The 23,854-nt window shown below is 37.3% G+C and carries 16 protein-coding genes; 11 read left to right on the forward strand and 5 right to left on the reverse strand.

Annotated elements, in window-relative coordinates; translation table 11 throughout:
* Nucleotides 1–23: 23 nt before the first annotated feature.
* The 6 genes from D5R40_RS10615 to D5R40_RS10640 all read left to right on the forward strand — a co-directional run bounded on the left by D5R40_RS10615 (nucleotide 24) and on the right by D5R40_RS10640 (nucleotide 4,998).
* On the forward strand, nucleotides 24–920 hold the full coding sequence (locus D5R40_RS10615) for a M15 family metallopeptidase (protein WP_192901089.1): 897 nt from the start codon (nucleotides 24–26) through the stop codon (nucleotides 918–920).
* Nucleotides 921–2,119: 1,199 nt separating this feature from the next.
* Nucleotides 2,120–3,061, forward strand: a complete 942-nt coding sequence (locus D5R40_RS10620) for a peptidoglycan-binding protein (RefSeq protein WP_124144250.1) — start codon at nucleotides 2,120–2,122, stop codon at nucleotides 3,059–3,061.
* 27 nt (nucleotides 3,062–3,088) lie between these two features.
* Entirely contained in the window at nucleotides 3,089–3,313 is a 225-nt protein-coding gene (locus D5R40_RS10625; protein ID WP_124144251.1) for a peptidoglycan-binding domain-containing protein, read from the forward strand.
* A gap of 92 nt (nucleotides 3,314–3,405) precedes the next feature.
* The gene (locus D5R40_RS35005; RefSeq protein WP_124144252.1) at nucleotides 3,406–3,627 is read left to right on the forward strand and encodes a M15 family metallopeptidase domain-containing protein; all 222 of its coding nucleotides are present in this window, start codon (nucleotides 3,406–3,408) and stop codon (nucleotides 3,625–3,627) included.
* A gap of 327 nt (nucleotides 3,628–3,954) precedes the next feature.
* Complete coding sequence (locus D5R40_RS10635; RefSeq protein WP_205127318.1) at nucleotides 3,955–4,146, forward strand: peptidoglycan-binding domain-containing protein; 192 nt, start codon at nucleotides 3,955–3,957, stop codon at nucleotides 4,144–4,146.
* Between the two features lie 162 nt (nucleotides 4,147–4,308).
* Nucleotides 4,309–4,998 carry an ATP-dependent Zn protease gene (locus D5R40_RS10640; RefSeq protein WP_124144254.1) on the forward strand — a complete coding sequence of 230 codons (690 nt, stop codon included), beginning with the start codon at nucleotides 4,309–4,311 and terminating at the stop codon, nucleotides 4,996–4,998.
* A 529-nt stretch (nucleotides 4,999–5,527) separates the two neighbouring features.
* Here D5R40_RS10640 and D5R40_RS10645 read toward each other — a convergent pair.
* Nucleotides 5,528–6,823, reverse strand: a complete 1,296-nt coding sequence (locus D5R40_RS10645) for a DUF6745 domain-containing protein (RefSeq protein WP_124154625.1) — start codon at nucleotides 6,821–6,823, stop codon at nucleotides 5,528–5,530.
* Nucleotides 6,810–7,103: a DUF8820 family protein gene (locus tag D5R40_RS10650; RefSeq protein WP_124144256.1), complete on the reverse strand. Its 294-nt coding sequence runs from the start codon at nucleotides 7,101–7,103 to the stop codon at nucleotides 6,810–6,812. The genes D5R40_RS10645 and D5R40_RS10650 overlap by 14 nt, the downstream gene beginning before the upstream one ends.
* A gap of 1,082 nt (nucleotides 7,104–8,185) precedes the next feature.
* Between D5R40_RS10650 and D5R40_RS35010 the strand changes: the two genes are divergently transcribed.
* The gene (locus D5R40_RS35010; protein WP_161564972.1) at nucleotides 8,186–8,350 is read left to right on the forward strand and encodes a hypothetical protein; all 165 of its coding nucleotides are present in this window, start codon (nucleotides 8,186–8,188) and stop codon (nucleotides 8,348–8,350) included.
* 628 nt (nucleotides 8,351–8,978) lie between these two features.
* Here D5R40_RS35010 and D5R40_RS10660 read toward each other — a convergent pair.
* Nucleotides 8,979–11,843, reverse strand: coding sequence for a zinc-dependent metalloprotease (locus D5R40_RS10660; RefSeq protein WP_124154626.1), 2,865 nt, complete (start codon nucleotides 11,841–11,843; stop codon nucleotides 8,979–8,981).
* A gap of 1,195 nt (nucleotides 11,844–13,038) precedes the next feature.
* On the opposite strand from D5R40_RS10660, the gene D5R40_RS35015 reads away from it, so the two are divergent.
* Nucleotides 13,039–13,176 carry a hypothetical protein gene (locus D5R40_RS35015; RefSeq protein ID WP_161564973.1) on the forward strand — a complete coding sequence of 46 codons (138 nt, stop codon included), beginning with the start codon at nucleotides 13,039–13,041 and terminating at the stop codon, nucleotides 13,174–13,176.
* A 105-nt stretch (nucleotides 13,177–13,281) separates the two neighbouring features.
* Here D5R40_RS35015 and D5R40_RS10665 read toward each other — a convergent pair whose 3' ends face one another.
* Nucleotides 13,282–16,500 (reverse strand): DUF1574 family protein, encoded by a 3,219-nt coding sequence (locus D5R40_RS10665; protein WP_124154627.1) that lies wholly within the window; start codon nucleotides 16,498–16,500, stop codon nucleotides 13,282–13,284.
* Between the two features lie 696 nt (nucleotides 16,501–17,196).
* Between D5R40_RS10665 and D5R40_RS10670 the strand changes: the two genes are divergently transcribed.
* From D5R40_RS10670 to ppc, 3 genes are all read left to right on the forward strand, one after another.
* The gene (locus tag D5R40_RS10670; RefSeq protein ID WP_124144258.1) at nucleotides 17,197–17,427 is read left to right on the forward strand and encodes a hypothetical protein; all 231 of its coding nucleotides are present in this window, start codon (nucleotides 17,197–17,199) and stop codon (nucleotides 17,425–17,427) included.
* Nucleotides 17,428–17,921: 494 nt separating this feature from the next.
* Nucleotides 17,922–18,098, forward strand: a complete 177-nt coding sequence (locus tag D5R40_RS35020) for a hypothetical protein (protein WP_161564974.1) — start codon at nucleotides 17,922–17,924, stop codon at nucleotides 18,096–18,098.
* A 468-nt stretch (nucleotides 18,099–18,566) separates the two neighbouring features.
* A complete protein-coding gene (ppc, locus tag D5R40_RS10675; RefSeq protein ID WP_124144259.1) occupies nucleotides 18,567–21,662 on the forward strand; it encodes a phosphoenolpyruvate carboxylase in 3,096 nt (1,031 codons plus the stop codon).
* A gap of 834 nt (nucleotides 21,663–22,496) precedes the next feature.
* Here the strand turns inward: ppc and D5R40_RS10680 are convergent.
* Nucleotides 22,497–23,324 carry a class I SAM-dependent methyltransferase gene (locus D5R40_RS10680; protein WP_124144260.1) on the reverse strand — a complete coding sequence of 276 codons (828 nt, stop codon included), beginning with the start codon at nucleotides 23,322–23,324 and terminating at the stop codon, nucleotides 22,497–22,499.
* Nucleotides 23,325–23,854 lie beyond the last annotated feature (530 nt).

Raw genomic sequence — 23,854 nt, forward strand, 5'->3', positions numbered from 1 at the left:
ATGATTTCAGTGAAAGTGCAGGAGTGAAAATTTTGAATAAGCTCGGTCTATTTAAGAAAAAATCTCCAGATGAACCGAAATTGTCAGTAGATGACATTCCAGAAGCTGTAAGAGATGAATACGAAAGTCCAAAACAGCAACCTATTCAGTCTCAGAAAAAATGGCAGATTTGGAAATTATTAGGTATAGGGGCGATCGCTCTGATAATTAGTATTGCCTTGCACTTCCAACTTCATCAAACTCAAGACAAAGCTTTTGTTAGCCAAATCAAACAAAATTTAGGTATAAAATTAGTTGAACCATCTCCAACTCCTACAGTAGTAACTCCCTCACCATCTCCAACTCCTTCTATTGAGCAGAAAGAAAATATTCTTGGACATTTGCCATATAAAGAGGCAACTTGGCAGGAACTAACACCAGTTTTTGGTAATCAAAATGTCAGACTCCGCTCAAATGCAGCAGAAAGATTTAATGCTATGACAGATGCAGCTTGGGCGACAAATATTAATTTAGTTCCTATTTCCGGGTTTAGAACTTTGGCAGATCAAGAGTATTTGTTTTTTGAGCTAAAGGCAAAGCGAGGACAGGCAACATATCAACGAGCCGAAGTTAGTGCCCCTCCCGGTTATAGTGAACATCATACAGGCTATGCCATTGATATTGGAGATGCTAGAGTACCAGATAGTTATCTCAAAGTTAGTTTTGAAAATACAAAAGCTTTCCAATGGTTGCAAGAAAATGCAGGTAACTATGGTTTTGAGTTATCGTTTCCGAGAGATAATCCTCAAGGCATTAGTTATGAACCCTGGCATTGGCGCTTTGTAGGTGATAGTCATAGTTCAGAAACTTTTGAACAAGCTAGGTCACTTGAACAAGATCGACAAACTGAGAATCAGGATTTAAGTAATCTTGAGAATTAAGTAATATCAAAACTTCCTGTCAGAAAGTTGCTTGAAAACTTGATCGCCAGACTCAACTTCTGGCAACTTTAAGCGTTGGTAAAGTGCGTGTATGATATTCATCTTAATTCTTTAGGAGTCAACCCACCCGCGCGCCCCTCCCTGGAGGGGAAGTCAGTCGGACTTCCTTAGGAGGGAAGAAATAATCAGAAACCCCGAATAGAAGGAGAAAGTTTTTTGGTCGCGTAAAGGTCACGGAGTTCTATCGCGCTCTTATCCGGACATGATATCATACCTCTTTTCACCAACGCCCAACTTTAAATCATCCTTTAAATTAATTTATCAAGAAATATTGATTTATTTTAAATTTTTGGGCGTTGGTGAATCAAGCGATGAAAGCTAAATTTATAAGGTATAAAATGCTTTTTAATTAGTATTTAGGCGATTGCCATTTAAAAAAATCATAGCCAAAATCACCAACGCCAATTTTTGTTCATAATCAGTTATTAGCAAATAATTTTGAGCTAAAACTTAATTTATAGCACTACGCAAATACCTTAGGACGTTTATATAGTAATAAGCGCTGGTATATTTGCAAATTGCAGGAAGGGCAAAATAGCTAAAATCTTATATGATCGGCAATTTATTCCCCCTTCCGGAGCTGTTGCCTGTTGCCTGCGCACAGCGCTATAAATGCTCAAACGAGCGTCAGGGATTACTTCTGACTTTTATACGGGCGTTTTGATCCGCAACATGTAAAGCAGCAGCTCTACGTTAGCAAATGGCCATTAGCTAGCGCACAACTACATTAACGCCCCTACTAACTTCTGTACGTCGCCAATCCGACGGCTCCCCTATGCGCGTAGCGCTGTAAACGGTTCTCTTAGTGGTCTGTCAGCTTTGAATTGATGGGTTGAGACGAGCAGGGGGAGCAGAAAGGATAGAGACTGCAGAGGAAAATTAACCCATCAAAACTAACTTTACAAAATACTAGCGGGCAGGTTCCGGATATTCTCTTCAACTTCAGAAAATATAACTATCCTGAGTTCGGACTGTCGGTTGATAGAAACTTGAGCTTCTATCGATCTCAAAAATGCGGTTGGCTTGACTGTAAATTTCTATGGACAAGATACCGCTGACAGCATCGGTTGCAGCAGGAAGTAAGCATTAAAAATTCACTTGATGTGAAGCTTTATATCAGTTTTATGGAACAGTAAATCATGCTGAGTAATTTGCAAAAAAGAACAGCCCAAGCTATCATCAATATCTTTGAAACTAGCAGGGTTGTGGGAGATTATTCTTTAGTTGTTTGTGCTCCAGGAGACCCTGGTGGATTAACCTATGGAAAATCCCAGACCACGATCAATAGTGGTAATCTCTACTTGTTAATCAAAGCTTATACAGAAGCAGATGGAGCAAAGTTTGCTGATGAATTGTCTCCCTATCTAAAAAGTTTAAAACAACAGGATAGAACTCTCTGTGACGATAGAAATTTACATAGAATTTTGCGTCAAGCAGGCAAACAAGACGATGTGATGATAGACACACAAGATGCTTTCTTTGATCGGGTTTATTGGACTTCTGCGATTAACCGAGCGACTTCACTTGGTATTGAAACTGCTTTAGGGACTGCAGTTGTTTATGACAGTACAATTCATGGTTCCTGGGGACGAATGCGCGATCTCACAATTGAAAGGTATGGTCATCCTTCTGAGATTGGAGAGCACCCTTGGATTTCTAACTACATCAATGTTCGACGAGAATGGTTAGCTAATCATTCCATCAGAATTCTAAATAGAACCGTTTATCGAATGGATGCTTTCCGGAAAATAATTGACATAGGAAACTGGAGCTTAAACTTACCTTTGAATGTGAGGAGTTTAGTAATCAGTGAAGAAACATTAATTCCAGATATTATTGTTGCTCCTGTAGTAAGTGGACTTCTGTTATTTTTAACAGAACCTTATATGAGAGGAGGAGATGTTAGAGAAGTACAACAGGCGTTAGTTGATCGCGGTTTCTATCTAGAAGATGGAATTGATAGCGTTTTCGGTCCTCAAACAGATGCAGCCATTAAAAAGTTTCAACAACAAAATTGGTTGGTAGTTGATGGAATTGTTGGTTCAGCAACCCGTTCAGCACTAGGTATAGATAATGATTAAACTTGGATTAAGTAAGGAGAAAAACTAATGGGAATTTTATCAATGGGTTCATCAGGTGAAGGTGTAAAACGTCTTCAAGAAAGACTCAAAGAATTTTCTTTCTATCAAGGAGAAATTACTGGTAATTTTGATGCAGCAACAGAAGTAGCTGTTAAATCTTTTCAAGATGCTGATGGGTTAGCGGCTGACGGAGTTGTTAGTTTAATGGCCTTGCACGCATTAGGTTTATTACACTTAGAAACAATTGAATAAAGGAAAAACACAAAATGCAAATGCTAAAAAACGTTACGCCTTGTCTATGAACAAAAATTGCTTATGAGTTATCCCGTCAAATTCTGGCTGAAGTGAATAACGTTGTCCCAGGAACTCTCGTAGATTTTTCAGACCTTAATATTTCCATTTATCCAAAGCAATTTCCTTTATTACAGCCAGCTGCCAAAAATGCACTAAGAAGAGCAATCCAAAACCGAGGCACCACAATGGGGATTAACTCAGCCTATCGCACTTGTGCTCAACAATATCTATTGCGTTACTGGTTTGAATATGGAAATCCCTGCGGTTTTTAAGCTGTTGCACAACCAGGAAGTAGTAGTCATGAAAGTGGTTTAGCTTTAGATGTTGCTGACTGGAGTGGTTGGAGACCTTATTTAGAAGCTCAAGGCTGGACTTGCTATGGTCAGGGGAATGTAGTTCATTTTAGTTTTCCTGGAATTCCCATCGGGAATATAGAAATTAAAGCCTTTCAAACTCTTTGGAACAAGAACCATCTCAACGATCAAATTGATGCTGATGGCTTATATGGACTGGAAACGGCAAGTAAACTCAGTATTTCTCCCTCAGAAGGTTTTGGAGGAGACCCAGGACTGCGAATTCTGCGATTAGCTAGTCCTTTTATGAGGGGTGGAGACGTTCGTCGAGTTCAGAAGAAATTGAAAGAAGGTGGTTATCTTAATAATGATAGTGACGTTGAGGGTATCTATGGACCAATAACAGAAGCTGCTGTCAGGAAATTTCAAACCAATGAAGGAATTACAGTTGATGGGGTTGTTGGTCCTGAAACTTATAGAAAATTAGGGATTGAGTAGTTTGAATTGAACATTGAGGTAGAGGGCAAACCTTGGTTAGTTGTCATTAAAAATTTACTCTGAAAACCTAATTCTTGTTGATTTTATAGTATTTAAAAAATATAGAATATAACTTAAATGTTGTTTTATAATAATGAGAAATAACTACTATAAATTCAATATATGAGACAAACTTCCCTGAATATTATTGCGATTAGTATTTTTATAATGACAATGTCTGCTTTACTAGGACCAATTTTTAATATATCCCCAGTAATACCAGCGATCGCTACTTTTTCTGTGATGGTACTAGCTGCTATAGATACATTAGGATGGCAAGGTCAGGCAAGTATGATTATTGTAGACTTAGTGGAAGGTACATCCTCAGAAAGACGCGACCGGATTATTAGTCACGAAGCTGGACATTTTTTGGTAGCTTATTTGTTAGATATCCCTGTTAGTGGGTATGCTCTCAGTGCATGGGAGGCATTTCGGCAAGGTCAGTCTGCTCAGGGTGGGGTTAGGTTTAATGACGAAAAGTTGGCTGCCCAGTTACAGAGGGGTATGGTTTCTGAACAAGCTATAGACCAATATTTTACGGTCTGGATGGCGGGTATTGCTGCAGAAGATTTAGTTTATGGTAACGCTGAGGGTGGGGCAGAAGACCGGGCAAAAATTACAGTAATCTTAACACAATTAAAGCGCTCTACAGAATCTAAACTTAAACAAAGTTGGGCATCCTTGCAAGCACGAAGTTTAATCGAAAATCATCAATCTGCTTATCAAGCATTAGTGACTGCGATGACACAAAAAGCTTCTGTATCTGAATGTTATCAAGCAATTGAGCAAAATATTTCTGCAGATCGGACATGAGACTTATAGCCTTTTTATCTGCAGAAATATTTTGCTCAATTGCTTGATAACATTCAGATACAGAAGCTTATCAAGCAATTGAGCAAAATATTTCTGCAGATCGGACATGAGACTTATAGCCTTTTTATCTGGGATATGGAAACCAAGTACTATTAAATAGGGAATAGTAAAGGTGGGAAAACATCAGGATATAGGGTACTGGAACAGTGCGCTTTTTTGATCAGAAAAACCTCAATCTAGATTTACATCTCAAATAAAAACACTATCAGGAGTTATGCATGAGGTACGAAAAACTATGATTTGAAATTGCTGCCCTGTAGGTTGCTTAAGACAAAAATACGCTGCAGGTCTGTAAGTCCTGACTATATTATATTATGTCCGCTTAATAGCGCGATTAAAAACTTTCTTCTTCTGTTCCTTGTTTTTTCCTCCTGACTCCTGACTCCCCCTCCTGGGAGGGGGAGGGGCGAGGGGTGGGTTGACTCCTGACTCCTTAGTTAGTACCTAGGAAAAATCAAATCTACATCTATTAAGTTTCCACCATAAATTCTTCTGGATCAACCCCCCAGTTTACCCAAGCAATAGCCTCCCTCGCTTTACTAATATCTGGAGGCACTCTTGTGGCATGAATATAATTTGTACTAGGGCAAATCATTTTTAATAGATAAATTGGTTCAACATCAATATAATTATCTATTCTCAACAGAGTATACTCTCGCCAACTATCTAATTCTACTGCTTGCAATTCCTGACAAATTCTACTGTAACCTATTCCCTGAATTAATACTCGTCGTAGTTCGGCATTTTCTTCTTCCAGTAACCACCGTACTTGCCATCGTTCGGGATATAATAATCCATATTTTTCTGGCAGCTTTACCCCATGATAAGCATAGATCCGATAACCATCAATAAATCTAATTGCCGATCCCCCTTCAGCATGAAAACGGTTTTGTTCGTCCAGAGATAGCTTAATTGGGCGGTCACATACCAAACAGATATTCTCTAATTGTAACACAAACCCGCATTCTTTGACCAACTCTTGAAGTGCCTGCCATTTTTTTTGGTTGCAACTACACTCAAGTACAGAGATACAGAAATCGATCATTTCAATGGAACTTGCCATCAAATTTTGGCTAATATTTGAGACTAACCCGATTGCATCGCCTATTTGTTGCAGGGGTTGCTTAATCTGTTCCTCCCACTCTCGTATCAGGGGTTGACTAGACAGATGCTCCCATATATTCACTTCTATATGTTGTGATAGGGGTTGTCCAACTTGTTGCCAAATTAAATCTCCGAATCGAATTAAAGGATTTCCTCCAGGAAACTCTATTAGTTGTTGTCGCAACTGTTTTTGCTGCTGTTCCCAGATTTGCCTAATAATGCCACCTTGCCATTGTACCCACAGCTCCTCTAATAATTCTGCGTGTTCAGCTAAGGTATCTTGCCAGATAAACATTAGCTGTAGTAATTCTTCATTGGGCAAATCATTTTCCAGTTTCAGCCAGAGTTGTTCATCAATTTGGCTTTCTATTTCTTCTGAGAGTTGAACTTGTAAGGAAGTTAGTAAGGGAGTGCCCAACATTTGCACTAAACGTTGGGGCGATCGCGATCCTACTATCTCTTTTATAGTATCTGGACTACTGATAAATAGAATCTCTGGCTCCCGTTTTCCCATCGCAGAATAAGCTGCGTTTACTGCATTTGTTGCCCTTTCCCTATCTATCGGGTCAGTTGACACTATATTCTTGTGCCACTTTTCCTGATACATTGGTATTAATGTTTTTTGTTCTGCTGTGAGGTTTTCAATTTTAGTCTGCCACATAGCGCCACCCAAGAGGTTCATATTCTCGCTGAATGCGTACCATCCAATTTCCTTGAGGAATCTCGATGGCTTTATGTTCTTCGTGGGTTAAAGTTACTTTTTCTGACAAAACTTTCAGGTACAGAGTGCCATCTTTTTCGCGTAGCTCTGCATCTCCACGAGTAATCCTATGAGAGTGTCCAGTGACCTCTCCTTCTGCTAAAGTCAGGTGAGATAGTTTTTTACCTAAAGCTAGCTTAACTGATTGTAATATTACATCACCTTGTCGAATTGGCTGCATCCTTATTTTTCCTTAGCCCTAATACTAACTGCACAACAAATATTTATGCCACCCTGTAATTTACATCGTACATCATGGCACATTTGTCAATCAACTTTAATATAAGTAGGTAAACGTTAAAATTTTTCGTTAGAGAAAGGCAGTAGGCAGAGAGCAGAAAGCCGAAGGAAAGAGGCTTCTGAGCTACTTGAATTTTTGTTACATACTTTGTTTTTTTTCGTGTTTACCTACTTAATCTATTAATTTCTATCTTTATATATTTTTGTAAAAATTATGATATACATTTATCTAGTCATTTTTATATGTAATTATGGATTCCCGTGATTTTATTTGTCGCTTTACTAAAGTAAAATTTTGATAAATGCAGTTTAGATCGCGTCTTTTATATTATTTTTATAATTTTTACAATTATTTAATATTTTTTACTTATAGTAAAGAAAGAATTGCTGAGGACATAGATAGATTGATATCATGTCTGATTACAGCAGTTTTCATTTGAATCGACCATAGTAGGGACGTTCCATGGAACGTCCCTACAAGTATTATTGTTTTGAATATGTAGTTCACCAATCTGAAAAGCGCTGTAAACCACTGTAATGATCATTGCTTCTGAGAAACCATAGGGAGGAGTCAGGAGGAAAAAACAAGGAAGAGGAGAAGAAAGTTTTTGTTTAGCTGGCGCACAACGCATCCTATCTCCTTGGTCGGAGCTGCGCTAAGGTCATGCTACTGCTTTCCGTTAACGCTCTTGGTCACCGAATGCGAATCGCAAACTGCGACATCTAACACGGAGCATCCAACGGAGTTCTATCGCGCTATTAAAGGGACATGATATTATCCCAATTTCATAAAATATTGCTACATTGTACGCAGGAGTAGAAGAAGAGAAGCATAAAAAAAAAGAAAAAAAAAGATTCAATATTTACAATATCTGCGAGCGATAAAATTTTATACTTAAGGCCAAAAATATAGATTAAGCGGTTGTTAGGGGAGCTTCCCGAAGGGTGGAATGGCGAGGAGACCTTGCTATATCCAATCGACAAAGAGAGATGTAATATCAAGTCCGGTTAAACAGTTATAGAATGGTTAACTCAGGAGGAGTCAGGAGTCAGGAGTCAGGAGTCAGGAGGAGAGAGGATTACAAAGATGGGCCTACTTATGACGATTGGAGAATTTTTTTATGTGCAATTAACCGGATTTGGTATAATATCATGTTCCCCCTCCGGGGGAGCTACGCTAACGGTTGAATACTTATAAATAACTGTTGTGAGTCCTCAGGAGTCAACCCACCCCTCGCCCCTCCCCCTCCCAGGAGGGGAAGTCACCTCCTCAGGAGGGAAGAAAGGAGAAAAAGAGGAAATATTGGTATTGGGGGTATTGATAATTTCAGTATTTCTTTGGTACTTTCGGTACTGTCAGTCCTTAAATTTTATTTATAACTGACCCGTCCGCAATTCGTAGCTCCCTCAGAGGGGGAACATGATATAACTACCTTTGCGTGGATTTGGTATTGCAAAATTTTAACACAAATATAGTCATTCATGTTAATCTATAGACATGAAACTCTCAGACTATGTGAAAAAAGTAGGAATAAGTTATTAACAGTCTGGAGGTGGTGGAAACAAGGGAATTTAACAGGTGATCAATTGCCTTTTCGTACAATTATCATCACGGATGACTACAATTCCAAACCAGATGTGATAGCTTGCATTTATGCAAGAGTTTCCAGTGCACAAAACAAAGATAATTCTAGATAGACAAGCTGAACGGTTAAAAAAATTATGCCATTGCAAGAGGCTATAAAATCTTAAAAATTGGCTAAGATTCTAGTTTATCCTAACTATTACTATACCCTACCATATGTGTTGCCACCTACTAATTAGACTGTAATTGTGCATTCAAAGTTTTCACAATTCGATCGCGTATTTCCTCCAAATGCGCTATGGTATACTCATCCATTTTCTTACCTCGCTTTTTAATTATCTTCTCCAAATCTTTATCCAGTTGTCGCAATTCATACCAAGCTAAACTTCGAGCATCTTCAGGTACAGTACGATTACGCAATACCATTGAAATAAGTAAATTTAGATGTTCCCGTTGCAAAGAGCGACGCATACTAGAAATCTCAACTTCTCCACCACTAGACTCTAAAACTTCCGTCCAGATACTATTTTGCAGAATCTCAAAAAGTTCCGGTAGTTTCAACGCATTATCTGGGGTTGTCTTCAACTCCAAATCTCGTAGACGAGTCAAACGAATATCAGAAAGGAGCGATCGTAAAACTATCCTTTGCAGAAACAAAATATTATCTTGAATGGGATAATCTAAAGGAAAAACTAAAACAGAGCTTCCCCAATGTCGCCAACGTGATGGTGCTAACTTATTAAGTAAATCTGGTGCAAACTGAAACGCATCTTCAGCAAAAATATATTTATCTATAATTTCTAATGCTTGGCGTTGTTGCTCTACAGATATAGCTTCAAATGGTAATCGCCCATTAGTATTTTTTGTACTCTCCCGATTAAATGACTGACCGCCTACATACAAAGTAGTATCCATTATTTGCTGGATATAATAGAAGAATACCGTATCAAACATTACCCTGATTTCGCTATAACTTTCATCATTTTGAGGAACGCGCTTTTCTAGACTTTTCCAAATATTCCGGGCGTTATCCAGTTGCCACTGGGAATAAATTAATGTATTGCTACTAAGGTCAAATGTATTTGCTGCTGGATCGAGAATATCATAAGAATCTTCATCTGTGGCATAAGATAATTCTGGTTGAGACGCTCGTCTAGCAATCTCTTGTAAGAATCCTTTTTCACTTATATAGCTAGTGGTGCCACTGGGTTTATAACCGTATTCAATTGCCCAATCATCATAAGGACCAACTATAGTGGGAAAATAGTCTCCTTGTATTGTTCCCTGTGGAGCTATATTAACTGGTACATAATCCATTACAGATGCTACTAACCCTTTTGTTTGAGTAATAGTTGTATCGTTTAACTGTTCTGGTTCGAGCATTGTACTACCGTGGAAATTATGTCTCAGACCAAGAGTATGTCCAACTTCGTGAGCAGTAAGATATTTTAAATATTGATTTACATACCTATCCATTTCTTTACTGTGGGGTCTGATGTTTTGCAAAGCATCCATTGCCACCGCCCCTATTGCCAACTGCTGAGATGACTCCCAATCAAAACAAAGATGTTCTGATGAGTGAGAGTTTGATAATGACGACTTCCGAAAAGATTGATATTTTGCTTGTAGAGATTGAGGAATAATGGATTCTATACTGTTATTTGAAGTATTAGGTTCCGTCTCAGTTTTTAGATTTCCTAAATAGCGAGAATACATATCTAATACGCAGGGATTGTAACTTTTTCCATCCTTGGTTTGAAAAGCTTCAGGCAGAGATTGATTTTGTAAAATTATACTGCCTACTCCGCCATATTTAATACTTCTAATAATACCTGCATTGAGAATAATATCTGCATCTAAAATTTGCCCTGTTAATGGATTGACACGGGAAGGTCCAATACCTGCAAGCCAAGAGTCAAAAATAGTAGACCAACGAATTGTGTTGTAACGAATATCGGCCGGGTCCCAAGTAGCATCATCAGGCATTTGTTTGGCTTGAATCGCATTAATAAATCCTGCTTTTTCAAAAGCTTTATTCCACATTAATATTCCTTCTCGAATGGCATCACGATATTCGATTGGTACTGTATTTTCTATCCAGAAAGTTATTGGTTCTAGGGGAGGTGATAAAGGTGCGCTAGGAATTTGTTTTTCTAGATGCCATCTCTTAATGTAACGAACATAAGGTTCTCTACGATTATTATCAGAAAGATCTTTATAAGCACTAATAAAATAACCTACTCTTTCATCTGCTAATCGAGGAATATAAGCATTATTTATTGGCAATTCAGAAAAACTGTAGCGAACTTTGAGGTTAAAAGCACGGCTATCTGCCAAAGATTCTAAATATGCTGTATTATCTTTATTTAAAATACTATAAACTGACTCCAATTCTATATTTAAAGGAAATGCTTTAGCATCACTAATGTAAGACTTTGTTAAATCTATTGAGTAGTCATTAGGTAAAGCATTTTCTAATGATGGTAAATTCATTTCTCCTATTAATAAATTTTCCAAATCAATCAACAATGTTTTTCTTTGAGGATGAGTTGCTTCAATGGGCAAAGAATATAAAATTGAGTCACTAAAAGAACGTTGAATTGAACGAGCTTGAGGGTCTAATTCGTTAGTCCGAAAATTAAGATTGGGCAGGACAAATTGAATATTATCTTGATGTTGGCGCAACTGAAATACAAAATCTCTGATTGGTATACCACTAATTAAACCTGCCTCGCCAATACCTGATTCTAAAGTAATTATAGAAAGGAAGTTTTTATTAAGTTGCTCTGGTTTAACTTCCATTAATGTTTTACCTGTTTCTTCATCCCTATAAATGGTAAACATCCCTTCTCGTTTCTCCAATCCATCAATTAATTTTTCATAAGAATCATCTATTTCTGTGGCAGTAATAATTTGTTGTGGGTTTGCTGAAATATTGGTTGTTGAAGCTCTAGTTGTAGGAAGGATAAATATAACCAGTAAAAATGATAAACAAAATAATAGTAATATGCTCGTAATTTGAGTAATTTTTTGCGAAATTATTTTGCCTATACAGTTTTTCTGTTTATGAGTTTTATTTTGACCGATAGTCCACATAATTAATTAAAGAATAAGGAAAAAGTATAATACAATTAGCAAATATTAAGTTATATCATGTCCGGTTGAATACTGATAAATAACGACGGAGGAGTAAGTCCTTAGGTCGGGGAAGCCGTCGGATTGGCGACGTACAGAAGGTAAGAAGAAGGAAGAGGATAGGAAAGTTTTTTATCGCGCGATTAAACGGATTTGATATTATTCATAACTAATAGTAAGTTTTGTAATTTTTATCCACCTTACCTAGTTTGATGAATTCAAGTTTCTTTTTTCTCTATGATAATCCGAAAATTTATCGACTGCCAATAGTGCGGATAAGTATAGTCGTCTGGGCAAAGACTGTCGATATGTTGTGTTATCTTACAAATCCTTGTCACTTATTTAGATACTCTTAAAGATTATTTAAAGCCTGGAAAAACTCTAATTAAAATTATTGATAAACTCAAGTAATAATTAGCAATTTATCAAAAATAAGAAGGATAAAATTGATGATAGTTTAATTCAGTCAGTCATACCAAATATCACGCATTTTTGCTACCAAATAATTGCTAAAAACATTACTGAACCTGACTTATTACTTAATAACTGAAGTCTTCAAGAAGAAGAGCATTATTTTGAGGAATTTGTAAAAGAATACTTGATTTTGTAGTTTAGACTATAAAAAAGTTGCAAAAATTTCATATTTGGCAATAAAATTTATCGTTGTCACCCTTCCGTTGCATGTTAAATCTTGGGTTTTATAGCACGACACAAATAGGTGAGGAAATCCCTCTATTTCTCTATTTCCTACTCCCTTTTCACTCAAATTGATTGTCCTAACCAAAGAACGTACTGCTATAGTAAACATATTTTTCAACAGCACTATTGCACTATTAGAGATAGATAGCAAACCTTGTGAAAAACCCTAAATTCATGGGCAGTCTCTACAAACTTATAGCGCTGTGCGCAGGGAACAGGCAACAGGGAACAGGGAACAGGGGGAATAAATTGCCGATAATATAAGACTTCTAGCTCTTTTGCCCCTACTACAATTTGTAAATATACCAGCGCTCATTGCTATATTAGGGATTTATAGCAGTCTCAGGAAAGTTAGGACATCTCAAAAGCTTAAAACTCAGATAATGCAAGATTTTTCCTTATTTCTTCTTCCTTCTGCTATAATACTAATTTGAAAAAATAATGTTACGAATAATAAGTGCGATCAAAAGATTTTGCAACAAATGTCCCTTTGACGAAAAATAGAATTTACGACCTAAAAACTGGTATTGAAGCAATTCCCGTGGGACTCGGTCCGACTGAGTTACCCTCCTGGGAGGGGTTAGAGGTAGGTTGACTCCTAAGAAATAGCCTAACTATTTGTAGCAAACATTTATCAAATTGGTATAATTCTAATAAAATTCCACCTAAAACCTAAAACCCCAAACCTAAAACCTAAATTTTAAGGTTCTGACCAAGGGATAATATTATCCTCAGCTAACTGTTGAGAAACAGCGATCGCTCCATAAAGATTCAAATGACTAGGGTCAGAAAATTTGTCATAAGCATCTGGCCATGCACCACCTAAATCTCGGAATAAAAAGTTTGAATATTCTAGAGATAACTGCTGCATATATTCCTGAAATTTTTGTTCATAGGTAGTTCGCGCCTCATCTAAATATGCTGTAGTTAAAGGCATATTCACAAATACAAAATTAATCCCTATTGACTGAGTATACTGTAGTAAATTCTTCAGTGCAGTTATTTGTTTTCCTGGCAACTGGAAGTTAGCATAATCTGCATCATATTTACCTGAAACTTTAGCATAGTTTTGATAGTAATTTTCTGGCTCAAACTTAATTGAAATTGGTAGAAAACCGTTAGATTGAAATTGGTCTAATTTATCAATATCTTCTACTGCTAAATCTTTGTCTTTTTGTTGCTGCAAAAAATTCCAATTTTTCGGATTATTTATGATTGAATTTATTAAACTTTTGAGGCGGTCGCGCTGTTGATAAGTCACCGATATTTCCTCAATTTTTCCCTGGATATTTTTAAATATTTGCTGGTATTTTTTAATGTCAAAATTAACAGATGTTTCTGATGTATTTGTCTCAATAGTAAATGTGCCAGCATCTACTTCCTCATAGCCTTCAGAACTCGCAATAATATCAAAAGTTCGATCCACTCTGCCACTATTAAGAGCGCGAACTCCATCAGCAAATATAATTAATTGCGGCAGTTGTTCTGCTGGTAAAACCTGACGTACAATTAAATCTACCACCTGAGCTGTTGCCCCATTTATGCCAAAATTATAAACTCTTAAATCTGGATATCCTGCTGTTGCTAAACTTTCCTCAAGTACTGTAGGATTAACCCCTCTCAATGCTCTAGAACTACCAACTATTAAAATATCTGGTAGTTTTTTTTCTACTTGTAAATATTGTTGATAACGAACTAACTGTTCATCTAATTGCGGACTATTAAAACTAGGATAAGTAGAAAATTCAGGAGCTTCCACAGCATCTTCATTCACTTCTGTAGGAGTTTGACAATTCGGACCATGACAAATACTTCCAGACCGGGAAATATCTGGAAGTTGCTGTAATATTGCACCTAATTTTAGATCGGTTTGAACTGTCAACAAAATACCCATAGCAGCACAAGCAAAAGCAGTAACCCATTTACCGGAATTAAAAGTATTATATGTCAATGAATTACCCATTTGTGTAGAGTATTCTTCATTAGGAATGAACAAACGAGAAGTAATAAGTAACTGTTGAATAGCCGTAAAAAGTTGTGTTGTAACTGTGTAATTATTATGAGGAGTTAACAGCTTTGAGTCAAATTTTTCAGTTTTCTGTGGTGTTAACTTGAGAAAAACACGATCTGCTCTTTTTCCTAATAACAAATCCATTTCTGCAGAAGCAGCAAACTCCGGAGGTTGTTCCGAATACTGACGACTTCTGGCAGTAAAATTAATACCATAGCGCCACAAAGGCAATTTTTGACCAGCACGACGTCCATACACCCTGACCCCACTAATTCCAGGAACTTGAAGTTGACGCAAAAACTGAGCGATGGGTGGTCCTACTTGAGATTGAGAAGGACAAGTAGGAGCTTCACTCATAACGTGCAATAATTCCTGCTTAGGTAATATTAGTACTCGAATACCACCTGTTTGTAATTTTTGATCGAGGTCTGGATTAAGTAATTTGTTTAACAGAAAACTAATAGCTTCATAGTTTCCCTGACTTGCCAAAACTTTAGCACTTGCTGCCATCTCTGAATTTTCTGATGCTGGTAAATTCAACCAGTCGATCCAAAGAGGTGACTCCGATTTTTGTTTCGGTTCATTAATAATACAACCATAGATAGTAGCAGCTTGGATACCTCTAGGTAGAATAGTAGATAATGTAGAGGCGATCGCTTCTTTTGTCTTCTTTTTATCTGGAGCTTCTTGGTTTGAGTTATTAGTATTAGTACAGAATAAATGTAATGTAGATTCTTTGAGAGTAGCTCGAATCTTGATTTCAAGAGTAGTAAATTGTTGTTGTAGCAAACGTTCAATTGCTGCCACATCTCCCCAACTTGCCCATTCTTGTAGCATCAGATCGGGTGGAGTTAGATCCACCCGCAGCATCCAGTCCGGTGCAGTTTCACCCTGAACAAGTAGAGAAATTAAAGCTTCATGGAAATCTTTGAGCTTTAAGTCTCGTAGCTTTTGGGCGATCGGTTCTGCCAATAGAGATGGAGCTGGACTATAAGCTGCTTCACAAGAGACCCATAGAATTTTTTGGGTTTTCAATTCAGGACTTTTGGCAGAATCTTCTGATTGTTGGGTAGTTTCTGTTAATTTTTCCTTAAGTTGTCTTTCTCGAATACTGACATTTACAGAAACCCCTAACTCACCTAAAACTTCACTAAGATAACTAGCAATTGCATCTGGATGGCCATATTTGGCCAATCTTTGATAGGAAACCGTCAGGGGAGAATCAAGTAAATATTGGTCTAATTCTTCTGTATTTTCTGAGTCTGCTTCTAATTCATTGGGTTGTGTTGATTCAGTAACAGAGGAATTTTCTGAGTTTAATCTTGGTGATGAAATCAGTTGTGAATGGTCTAATGTGTCATTTGTCAACACAGATGCCTTGTGGGGAGTTGAAAGTAATTCAGAGGCGTTGTGATTAATATCTAGTTTCGGAGATTGTCCAACAGTGACTTTTCTCAGATGTTCTTCCGGTAAAGTTTGACTATCATTTTGATTTTGTGGGTGTTTTGCAGGAACAACATAATTAGACTTCGAGAGAGTATCAACTTTTGAATCAGAGGAACTAGAAGGAGTATTTATCTGTTGACTCTGAGTTCCTACCTTATTACCATCAAGTTTTACTGTCCAGTCAGGTCTCCTGCGACCTAAAGCTCGGCCACATAGAAACATCTGGTAAATTCGAGGTTGATTAGGAGGTAGTAGAGATTCTAGATCGACCTGACCCAGTGCCTGGGAAAACTGGGCTAGTGCAAAGTTCATTTCTGGACATTTTTCGGCTTCACAGAGAATATGTAAATGATTGCCACGCAATCTCACCTGTACTTGCACTTCTGGAAGTCCCAAAGCTTCTTGTGCCCAATCTCCTAAAGGAGAGCGATTTTCCGTCAATATAGTTTTATTCCCTTTCATCTTCTCCTTTTTGTGGGAGACTCCCTTGTTCGGCTTAACTATTCGTTAGTGACATTTTGGACTGTAGCGTATAAACATATATAAAGGAAAGCCTATTGCTAAAATTCATATAATATAGTTGAAAATCATGGGTATATTCGTATATTATTATACTATATGATGATATGAGCGAAAATTTAGAGAGTATTTATCAATTGAAGAAGGCAGAAGGCAGAAGGTCTAATTGCTTATGGATTTAAACTCCAAACAATTTTAAGCACCCCCGTTGACGGTGGGGTATTAAATCAGCCACAGAAAAGATAAATATTAAATCGCGTAGGGTGCAAAGCGTGTTACGTAACGCACGCTTCCCAAGCACGCGGTGCGTGAGGTTTAAAACTGACCATTATTCCAGAAATGGTAAGTATTTAGTCACAGGCCCTATTTTTACTTTTGTTGGCAAACAGTCTCTGAGGAGCCACGGACTAATAAATTAAGAAAAATTTCTATTGATTTTAGCTTTGAATGATAAAAAATGCTATATCATCATATCAAACTTATTAATTATTTCTCACTTTTAGCTGTCTTGCCATCTTAACAATTAATATTCAACCAAACTTTAATATTATCGAAATTTGTTGAGTGGCTGAATATGCTTGAGTCTTGTTAAGCTTGCTATATTAAGTTCTAGCGTATAAACTTACTAAGGTAAAATCAATGCAATCCTTTCGAGAAAATTCCTCTGAAAATCCTACAATAAAAGCTCCCAGTTGGAAAATTTCCTCAGATATTTTACTTAGCTTGGCCACTGGTCCTGTTTTATTAGGATTATTGGGTAATAAAGCCATTAATGAATTATTACCAGAAATTGGCCTCTATAGTGAGGAAATATTTCGGGGCGATCGTCTACCAATGCTTAATTTTCCCCAAAATTCATCAGATTCCTAATTTTATTTGTTATTTGACTATTTATAGTTTCTTTCAACAAATTCCTAAGATTTTTTAAACTTAAGATTAAGGGTGCAACAACTCCCATCCTTTTCTATAGGTTAGCTCAAAGCCTCTACTACTATGTGATTAATTAACAAAAAACATTGCTGAAAGCCTAGCTCTCAAAGGCCTACTTTACTCTCAGGTGTATGATACAGTAATGTTAGTTGAAATATGCAACCCCCTACTAAATATAGGTAAAGTGTTCTCAGAAGGTCAAAATATCCGAACTTGCGGTGGCGAAAAAACAGCAAAAAACTAGAGCAAACCAAAGTATCTAATAAAATAAGATTCAGTGAATAAAACAGTAGCGGACGGTAGCGGACGGCATCCGCCAACTGAGGTTAACCACCTGAATGACAGGGGACAGCACAACCTATACAATACTACCGCAATATTAGAGCATAGTTAAGCGGTCTCGCGGGAGCCATGATCCCTACTCCTTGAAGCAAGTGGAATATGTCAAAAAAGCACATTTATTCCATGATGCTTGTTTAGTATTTGGCATTTTTCTGATTAACGATTGGGAAAATAACCAAAATGTTATAAAAACATTAACAAAAACAAAATTACCAGATAGTTGGTTTAGTGATGTAGAACTTAGAAGTATTTTAACACTAGACCTATGACTAAATGTAAGCTACTGAATAGCCTACAAAAATTTTGGCAGATAAGAGCTAGGGGGTTTAACTTGTAGATGAAAAATGACTCACGAAATTTATAGAGAAAGATTAATGACTCTCGCTTCCTTTTAATAGTGGGAAGCAAAAAGTTATTTATTGTTAAAAGAAAGGGTGGAAAAAGAGGTATTTAATGAGGAATATATATTTTTTTAATAAACGGCGTTGGTAATTGATGGGATAATTTATATTTTGGGGTACCGCTCTGTAACCTACCCCGGTTAATCATTGGGGGATTGCCCCTACAAATTTTATCCTGTAATTTACCAATGCCTAATAAACCAACAATAGTTGAAAAATCCCCTATTAGCAATAGCTATTTTGATAATTTGGTACTACTAAATCTCATTGAACGAGTATAAAAGTATCAAACAATATATTGATTTTGATATCAGTATCTACTAAGGAATAGGTAATATGAGTTCACTACTAAAGTCAGAACAGACAACGCTAGAACAAGGGGTTAATAATCCCCCGACTAAAGTTTCAGGTATGTTTCTGGGTAATCGAATTAAAATAATTGAAGATTTATGGGAATTAGTGCTAAGGCAAGAGTGTGGCCAAGAATTGGTAAGTATACTCCAGAAAATGCGCTCGGTTAATTCTCCAGAAGGACAAGCTTTTAACTTTCTAGATTCAGAAATTGTACAACTTATTGAACAGTTAGAACTCAAAGATGCAATTCGGGCCGCCCGAGCTTTTGCTTTATATTTTCAGCTAATCAATATTGTTGAACAACATTATGAACAAAGGATTCAACAACTAGCCTACTCTAACAACAAAGGTCTGGGAAAACTAATCTTTAAAGATGATGAAGTTAAGGATGGTGAAGCTTGTTCATTGCGGATGGGAAGTATTCCTGTCTGGAGCGATAACAGAAATAAACCTGAAGGAGAGGGGACATTTCATTATCTATTTCCCCTATTGCGGACTCTGAATGTGCCATCTCAATTAATTCAACGATTAATTGATCAATTAGATATCCGTCTAGTGTTTACAGCACATCCTACAGAAATTGTACGTCATACAATTAGAACAAAACAGCGACGCATTGCCAAAATTTTCCAACAGCTCGATCTAGTAGAAGAAAGTTTTTCAGAATTGTCTGTAGATGGAGAACAGGAAAATTCAATGGTTTCATCCTGGGAAACAGAATCTCTCAAGGAACAGTTAACAGAAGAAATTCGTTTGTGGTGGCGTACAGACGAACTACACCAATTTAAACCTACTGTACTTGATGAAGTAGAAACGACTCTTCATTACTTTGAAGAAGTGTTGTTTGAAGCTACTCCCAAACTATATCAAAGGTTTAAGCAAGCTCTGCATAGTTCTTTCCCTTACTTAAAACCACCTACTTTCAATTTCTGTAAGTTTGGCTCTTGGGTGGGAGCTGACCGGGATGGTAATCCTTTTTGTACACCAGAGGTGACTTGGCAAACAGCTTGCTATCAACGGAAGATAGCGTTAGATAAGTATATTGATATTATTGATTCCCTGATCGAACTTTTAAGTTTGTCGTTGCATTGGAGTGATGTTTTACCAGAACTGCTGGACTCGTTAGACCGCGACCAATTGCAAATGCCCGAAGTATATGACCAATGGGCAATTCGTTATCGGCGAGAACCATATAGGTTGAAGTTGTCTTATGTGAGAAAGCGTTTGGAAAATACTCGCGATCGCAACTGGCGCTTGTATAATGGTGATTCTCTCCAAAGAGAAATGGAAGTTCTCTCCCAACGTCGAGAAACAGCAGCAGTTTATCGTTCTGGTGGCGAATTTCTAGAAGAGTTACAACTAATTCAACGTAACTTGAGCGAAACTGGTTTAAGCTGTAGTGACTTGGAAAATCTCATTTGCCAGGTAGAAATTTTTGGCTTCAATTTAGCACGACTAGATATCCGCCAGGAATCTTCTGTCCATGAGGCTGTGATTAATGAAGTTACTGAATATTTACAAATTCTGCCTAAACCCTATATTGAAATGTCAGAGGCAGAACGAACTGAGTGGCTATCAACAGAATTGCCTACTCGTCGCCCACTAATTCCTACAGAACTACCTTTTTCTGAGAGGACTTGCGAAATCATTAACACTTTCCGAATGCTGCGACAGTTACAGGTAGAGTTTGGCCCAGAAATTTGCCAAACTTACATTATCAGTATGAGTCGTGATGTCAGCGATCTATTGGAAGTGTTGTTGCTAGCTCAAGAAGCAGGACTGTATGACCCGGCAACTGGAAAAAGTGAGATTCAGGTGGTTCCTCTGTTTGAGACAGTGGAAGACTTGAGAAATGCTCCCAGGGTGATGCGCAATTTATTTGAATTGCCTTTGTATCGGGCAGCACTTGCTGGTGGATATAATCAATTACAAGAACCAGCAGACTCTCAAATGCAATCTGAGTTAAAGACTCTTTATTTGCAAGAAGTGATGCTTGGTTACTCAGATAGTAATAAAGATTCTGGGTTCCTCAGTAGTAACTGGGAAATTCATAAAGCTCAAAAAGCTTTACATAAAATTGGTGAGGAATATGGTATCGCATTACGGATATTTCATGGGCGCGGTGGTTCGGTAGGACGTGGTGGCGGTCCTGCTTACAAAGCTATTTTAGCTCAACCAGGTAAGAGTATTAGTGGGCGGATTAAGATTACTGAACAAGGTGAGGTGCTAGCTTCTAAATATTCTTTGCCTCAGTTGGCAATGTATAACTTAGAAAATGTTACTACTGCAGTTATTCAAGCTAGTTTACTACATACAGGGTTTGATGAAATTGACACCTGGAATGACATTATGGAGGAGTTGGCGGTAAGATCGCGCACTCATTACCGACATCTGATTTATGAACAACCGGATTTAGTAGAGTTTTTCTATCAAGTTACCCCGATCCAAGAAATTAGTCAACTACAAATTAGTTCTCGTCCAGCTCGGAGGAAAAATGATAAAAAGAAGACAATTTCTGGTTTACGGGCAATTCCTTGGGTGTTTAGCTGGACTCAGAGTCGCTTCCTGTTACCTGCTTGGTATGGGGTAGGAACAGCTTTACAAGAATTTGTGCAAAAGCAACCAGAAGAACACCTGAAACTTTTGCAGTATTTTTATCTAAAATGGCCATTTTTCACTACTGCAATCTCTAAAGTAGAGATGACTCTAGCGAAGGTAGATTTACAAATGGCTCATTATTATGTCCGAGAATTATCTAATCCAGAAGACCGGGAAAGATTTGAGGCGTTGTTTGAGCAAATTGCTACTGAATATCACCTAACGCGGGATTTAGTTTTACAAATTTCTGGCCATCAACGACCTTTAGATGGAGAGCCAGATTTGCAGCGTTCTGTGCAGTTGCGGAATGCTAATATTGTTCCTCTAGGTATGTTGCAGGTAGCTTTGTTGAAACGCCTGCGTCAGCATGATACAGGTACGCCAGGAGTAATTCACTCTCGCTATAGTAAGGGTGAGTTGTTACAAGGTGCTTTGTTGACTCTCAATGGTATTGCTGCTGGAATGCGGAATACAGGTTGAGGAAGAGTGAGATGAGGGCGTGGGTGAATTTCAAAACTACCCATGTTCTTTTTATAGCGATCGCAGTTTTCACCCTTGATAGACAACATTAGGGAAGTAGGTAGTAGGCAGTAGGGGCGTTAACGATAGTTATGCGAAGCTAACGGCCGTTTGCTCCTACAGGAGTAGGGGAGTAGGGAACAAAAAATAATTTTGCCTAGCGATCAATCTGACCATAAAATATATAGCAACCGCCAGGTTGGTTAGGACAATTAGTGCGATCATCTTGCTCGCGACATAAATCATCATAGTGACCCGATGTCCTATAGCAATGAGCGCTCAGGTATTTACAACTGAGTAGATCAAAGTGCAGTAAGGGAAAAGGTTGACAAAAAATAATAGAGTTGTCGCTAAATAGAGGGAAAAAATCGCTCCAACCTAGACAGAGCAATAATTTCAAGGCCTTTTTAGCCACCAATAGCTACAATCCTTATATAACAAGGTTTTTGGGGGTTTTTGAAGTTATAAAGCGACAAGTCTAATGTGTAAATATGCCAGAGCACATTGCTATAACTATAATGGCGACTGCTATACAGTTACAGCGCTGTGCGCAGGCAACAGCTCCGGAAGGGGGAATGAAAAACCGATAATATAAGGCTTTTAGCTATTAGACACCTCTTGTAATTTGTAAATATGCCAGCGCACATTGCTATACAGCGTATTTCATATTAGTGAGTACACCAGTCGCGGGCAAGATGCCCGCACTACAAAGACTTTAGCATTTATATTTGTACCTCATCTACCTGTAATCTGCTGTAATTTTGCTTAACCTAATTTACTTATAGATCAGTTAAATTATACTTTCTGAGCAATCTGAAGCGCAGATAGGTAAGAAAGGTTAATGATATTGCCATGATATTTTTTTAAAATTGTACTCAAATTTTCAAATAAAGTATTACGTTGCTTTGCATCCATTGCTATATAAGGTGATAAGGTGCTTAAAAGTGCTAGATAATCATCAATATCATAAGTTACTTCACATATTAACTCTTCAGAAACTAAGTTTTGAAACTTACCAGAGTCAATAACCGCATTTCCTATACTACTAATATTTTGTTGATGAATTGCGATCGCTTCATACCCTTTTAAATCAGATGCGTAGGTCTGATAAACTGAATCTAATAATTCCTGATAAATATCTTGACTTGGTTGGGGTGGAGTATTCCAAAGTAAAACTAAAAAGCCATTAGTTTTTAAAGCTTCAGCAGTTTTAGCATAACGAAATTCAGACGATACCCAGTGAAAAGAAGTAGCAGCAAGCACTACATCAAACTGATTCTTTTCTAATTCCCACTCTTCAAAAGTAGTATTGATGATTTTAACTCTTTGATAGCGATCGCAATTTCTCAGCGCTATTTTATAAGATTCTGAATTTGGTTCTACGCAGACCATAGAAAAACCAAGATCGGCAAAGCTAGTTGTTGCTGTTCCTGTAGCACATCCTATCTCTAAAATCTTAGCATGAGAAGAAAGTTGAGCTATTTCTACGACACGGTTGACTAATATTTGGGGATAACGAGGTCTAGTTCTATCGTAAGCATCTGCTATTTGGTCATACCAATTGGATTTCTGTTCCAGGTTAAAGTCTTGATACCAGTTATTTTTGGGTGAGGAATCAGACATAATTGTTTGAAATATTAATATTAATATTTGTATTTTAGGGTAGCTGTATAATAATCGGTAAGTAATGTCAAGATTTTGTAAAAGTTTGGCTAATGTATATTAGTGAAACATCTTGTTTATAATTTGTTTATAAACATTTTATCTACACCTCAAATCTGTTTAGTCAAATATTAACAATTATCAAAACTTTGTTGTCTTAGTTGTTCTAATCCCATACAAAAAAAAACAGCCAGTTTTGGCCAGGAATTATTAATCAGGGTGCATCTATAAAATTATATTTTTACATACATTAGACAAAATCAAGAAAAGTTGTTAAATAAAAAAACCTCCACCAATTACGGCGGAGGTTATCTATCAGGGTGCATCTACCATTTCTGTTTCCCATACTCCCATACTTAATCCGGAAATTCTCAATTTGATTTTCTATTGTTTTATTGTCAAAAAAAACCTCCACCAATTACGGCGGAGGTTATCTATCAGGGTGCATCTACCATTTCTGTTTCCCATACTCCCATACTTAATCCGGAAAT

Origin of the sequence: Okeania hirsuta (assembly GCF_003838195.1) — a bacterium.
Taxonomy (GTDB): domain Bacteria; phylum Cyanobacteriota; class Cyanobacteriia; order Cyanobacteriales; family Microcoleaceae; genus Okeania; species Okeania hirsuta.

Coding starts and splice junctions, on each gene's coding strand:
- D5R40_RS10620 (WP_124144250.1), top strand. CDS start 2,120: ATGCTGAGTAATTTGCAAAAAAGAACAGCCCAAGCTATCATCAATATC.
- D5R40_RS10625 (WP_124144251.1), top strand. CDS start 3,089: ATGGGAATTTTATCAATGGGTTCATCAGGTGAAGGTGTAAAACGTCTT.
- D5R40_RS10635 (WP_205127318.1), top strand. CDS start 3,955: ATGAGGGGTGGAGACGTTCGTCGAGTTCAGAAGAAATTGAAAGAAGGT.
- D5R40_RS10640 (WP_124144254.1), top strand. CDS start 4,309: ATGAGACAAACTTCCCTGAATATTATTGCGATTAGTATTTTTATAATG.
- D5R40_RS10645 (WP_124154625.1), bottom strand. CDS start 6,823: ATGTGGCAGACTAAAATTGAAAACCTCACAGCAGAACAAAAAACATTA.
- D5R40_RS10650 (WP_124144256.1), bottom strand. CDS start 7,103: ATGCAGCCAATTCGACAAGGTGATGTAATATTACAATCAGTTAAGCTA.
- D5R40_RS35010 (WP_161564972.1), top strand. CDS start 8,186: ATGGTTAACTCAGGAGGAGTCAGGAGTCAGGAGTCAGGAGTCAGGAGG.
- D5R40_RS10660 (WP_124154626.1), bottom strand. CDS start 11,843: ATGTGGACTATCGGTCAAAATAAAACTCATAAACAGAAAAACTGTATA.
- D5R40_RS10665 (WP_124154627.1), bottom strand. CDS start 16,500: ATGAAAGGGAATAAAACTATATTGACGGAAAATCGCTCTCCTTTAGGA.
- D5R40_RS10670 (WP_124144258.1), top strand. CDS start 17,197: ATGCAATCCTTTCGAGAAAATTCCTCTGAAAATCCTACAATAAAAGCT.
- ppc (WP_124144259.1), top strand. CDS start 18,567: ATGAGTTCACTACTAAAGTCAGAACAGACAACGCTAGAACAAGGGGTT.
- D5R40_RS10680 (WP_124144260.1), bottom strand. CDS start 23,324: ATGTCTGATTCCTCACCCAAAAATAACTGGTATCAAGACTTTAACCTG.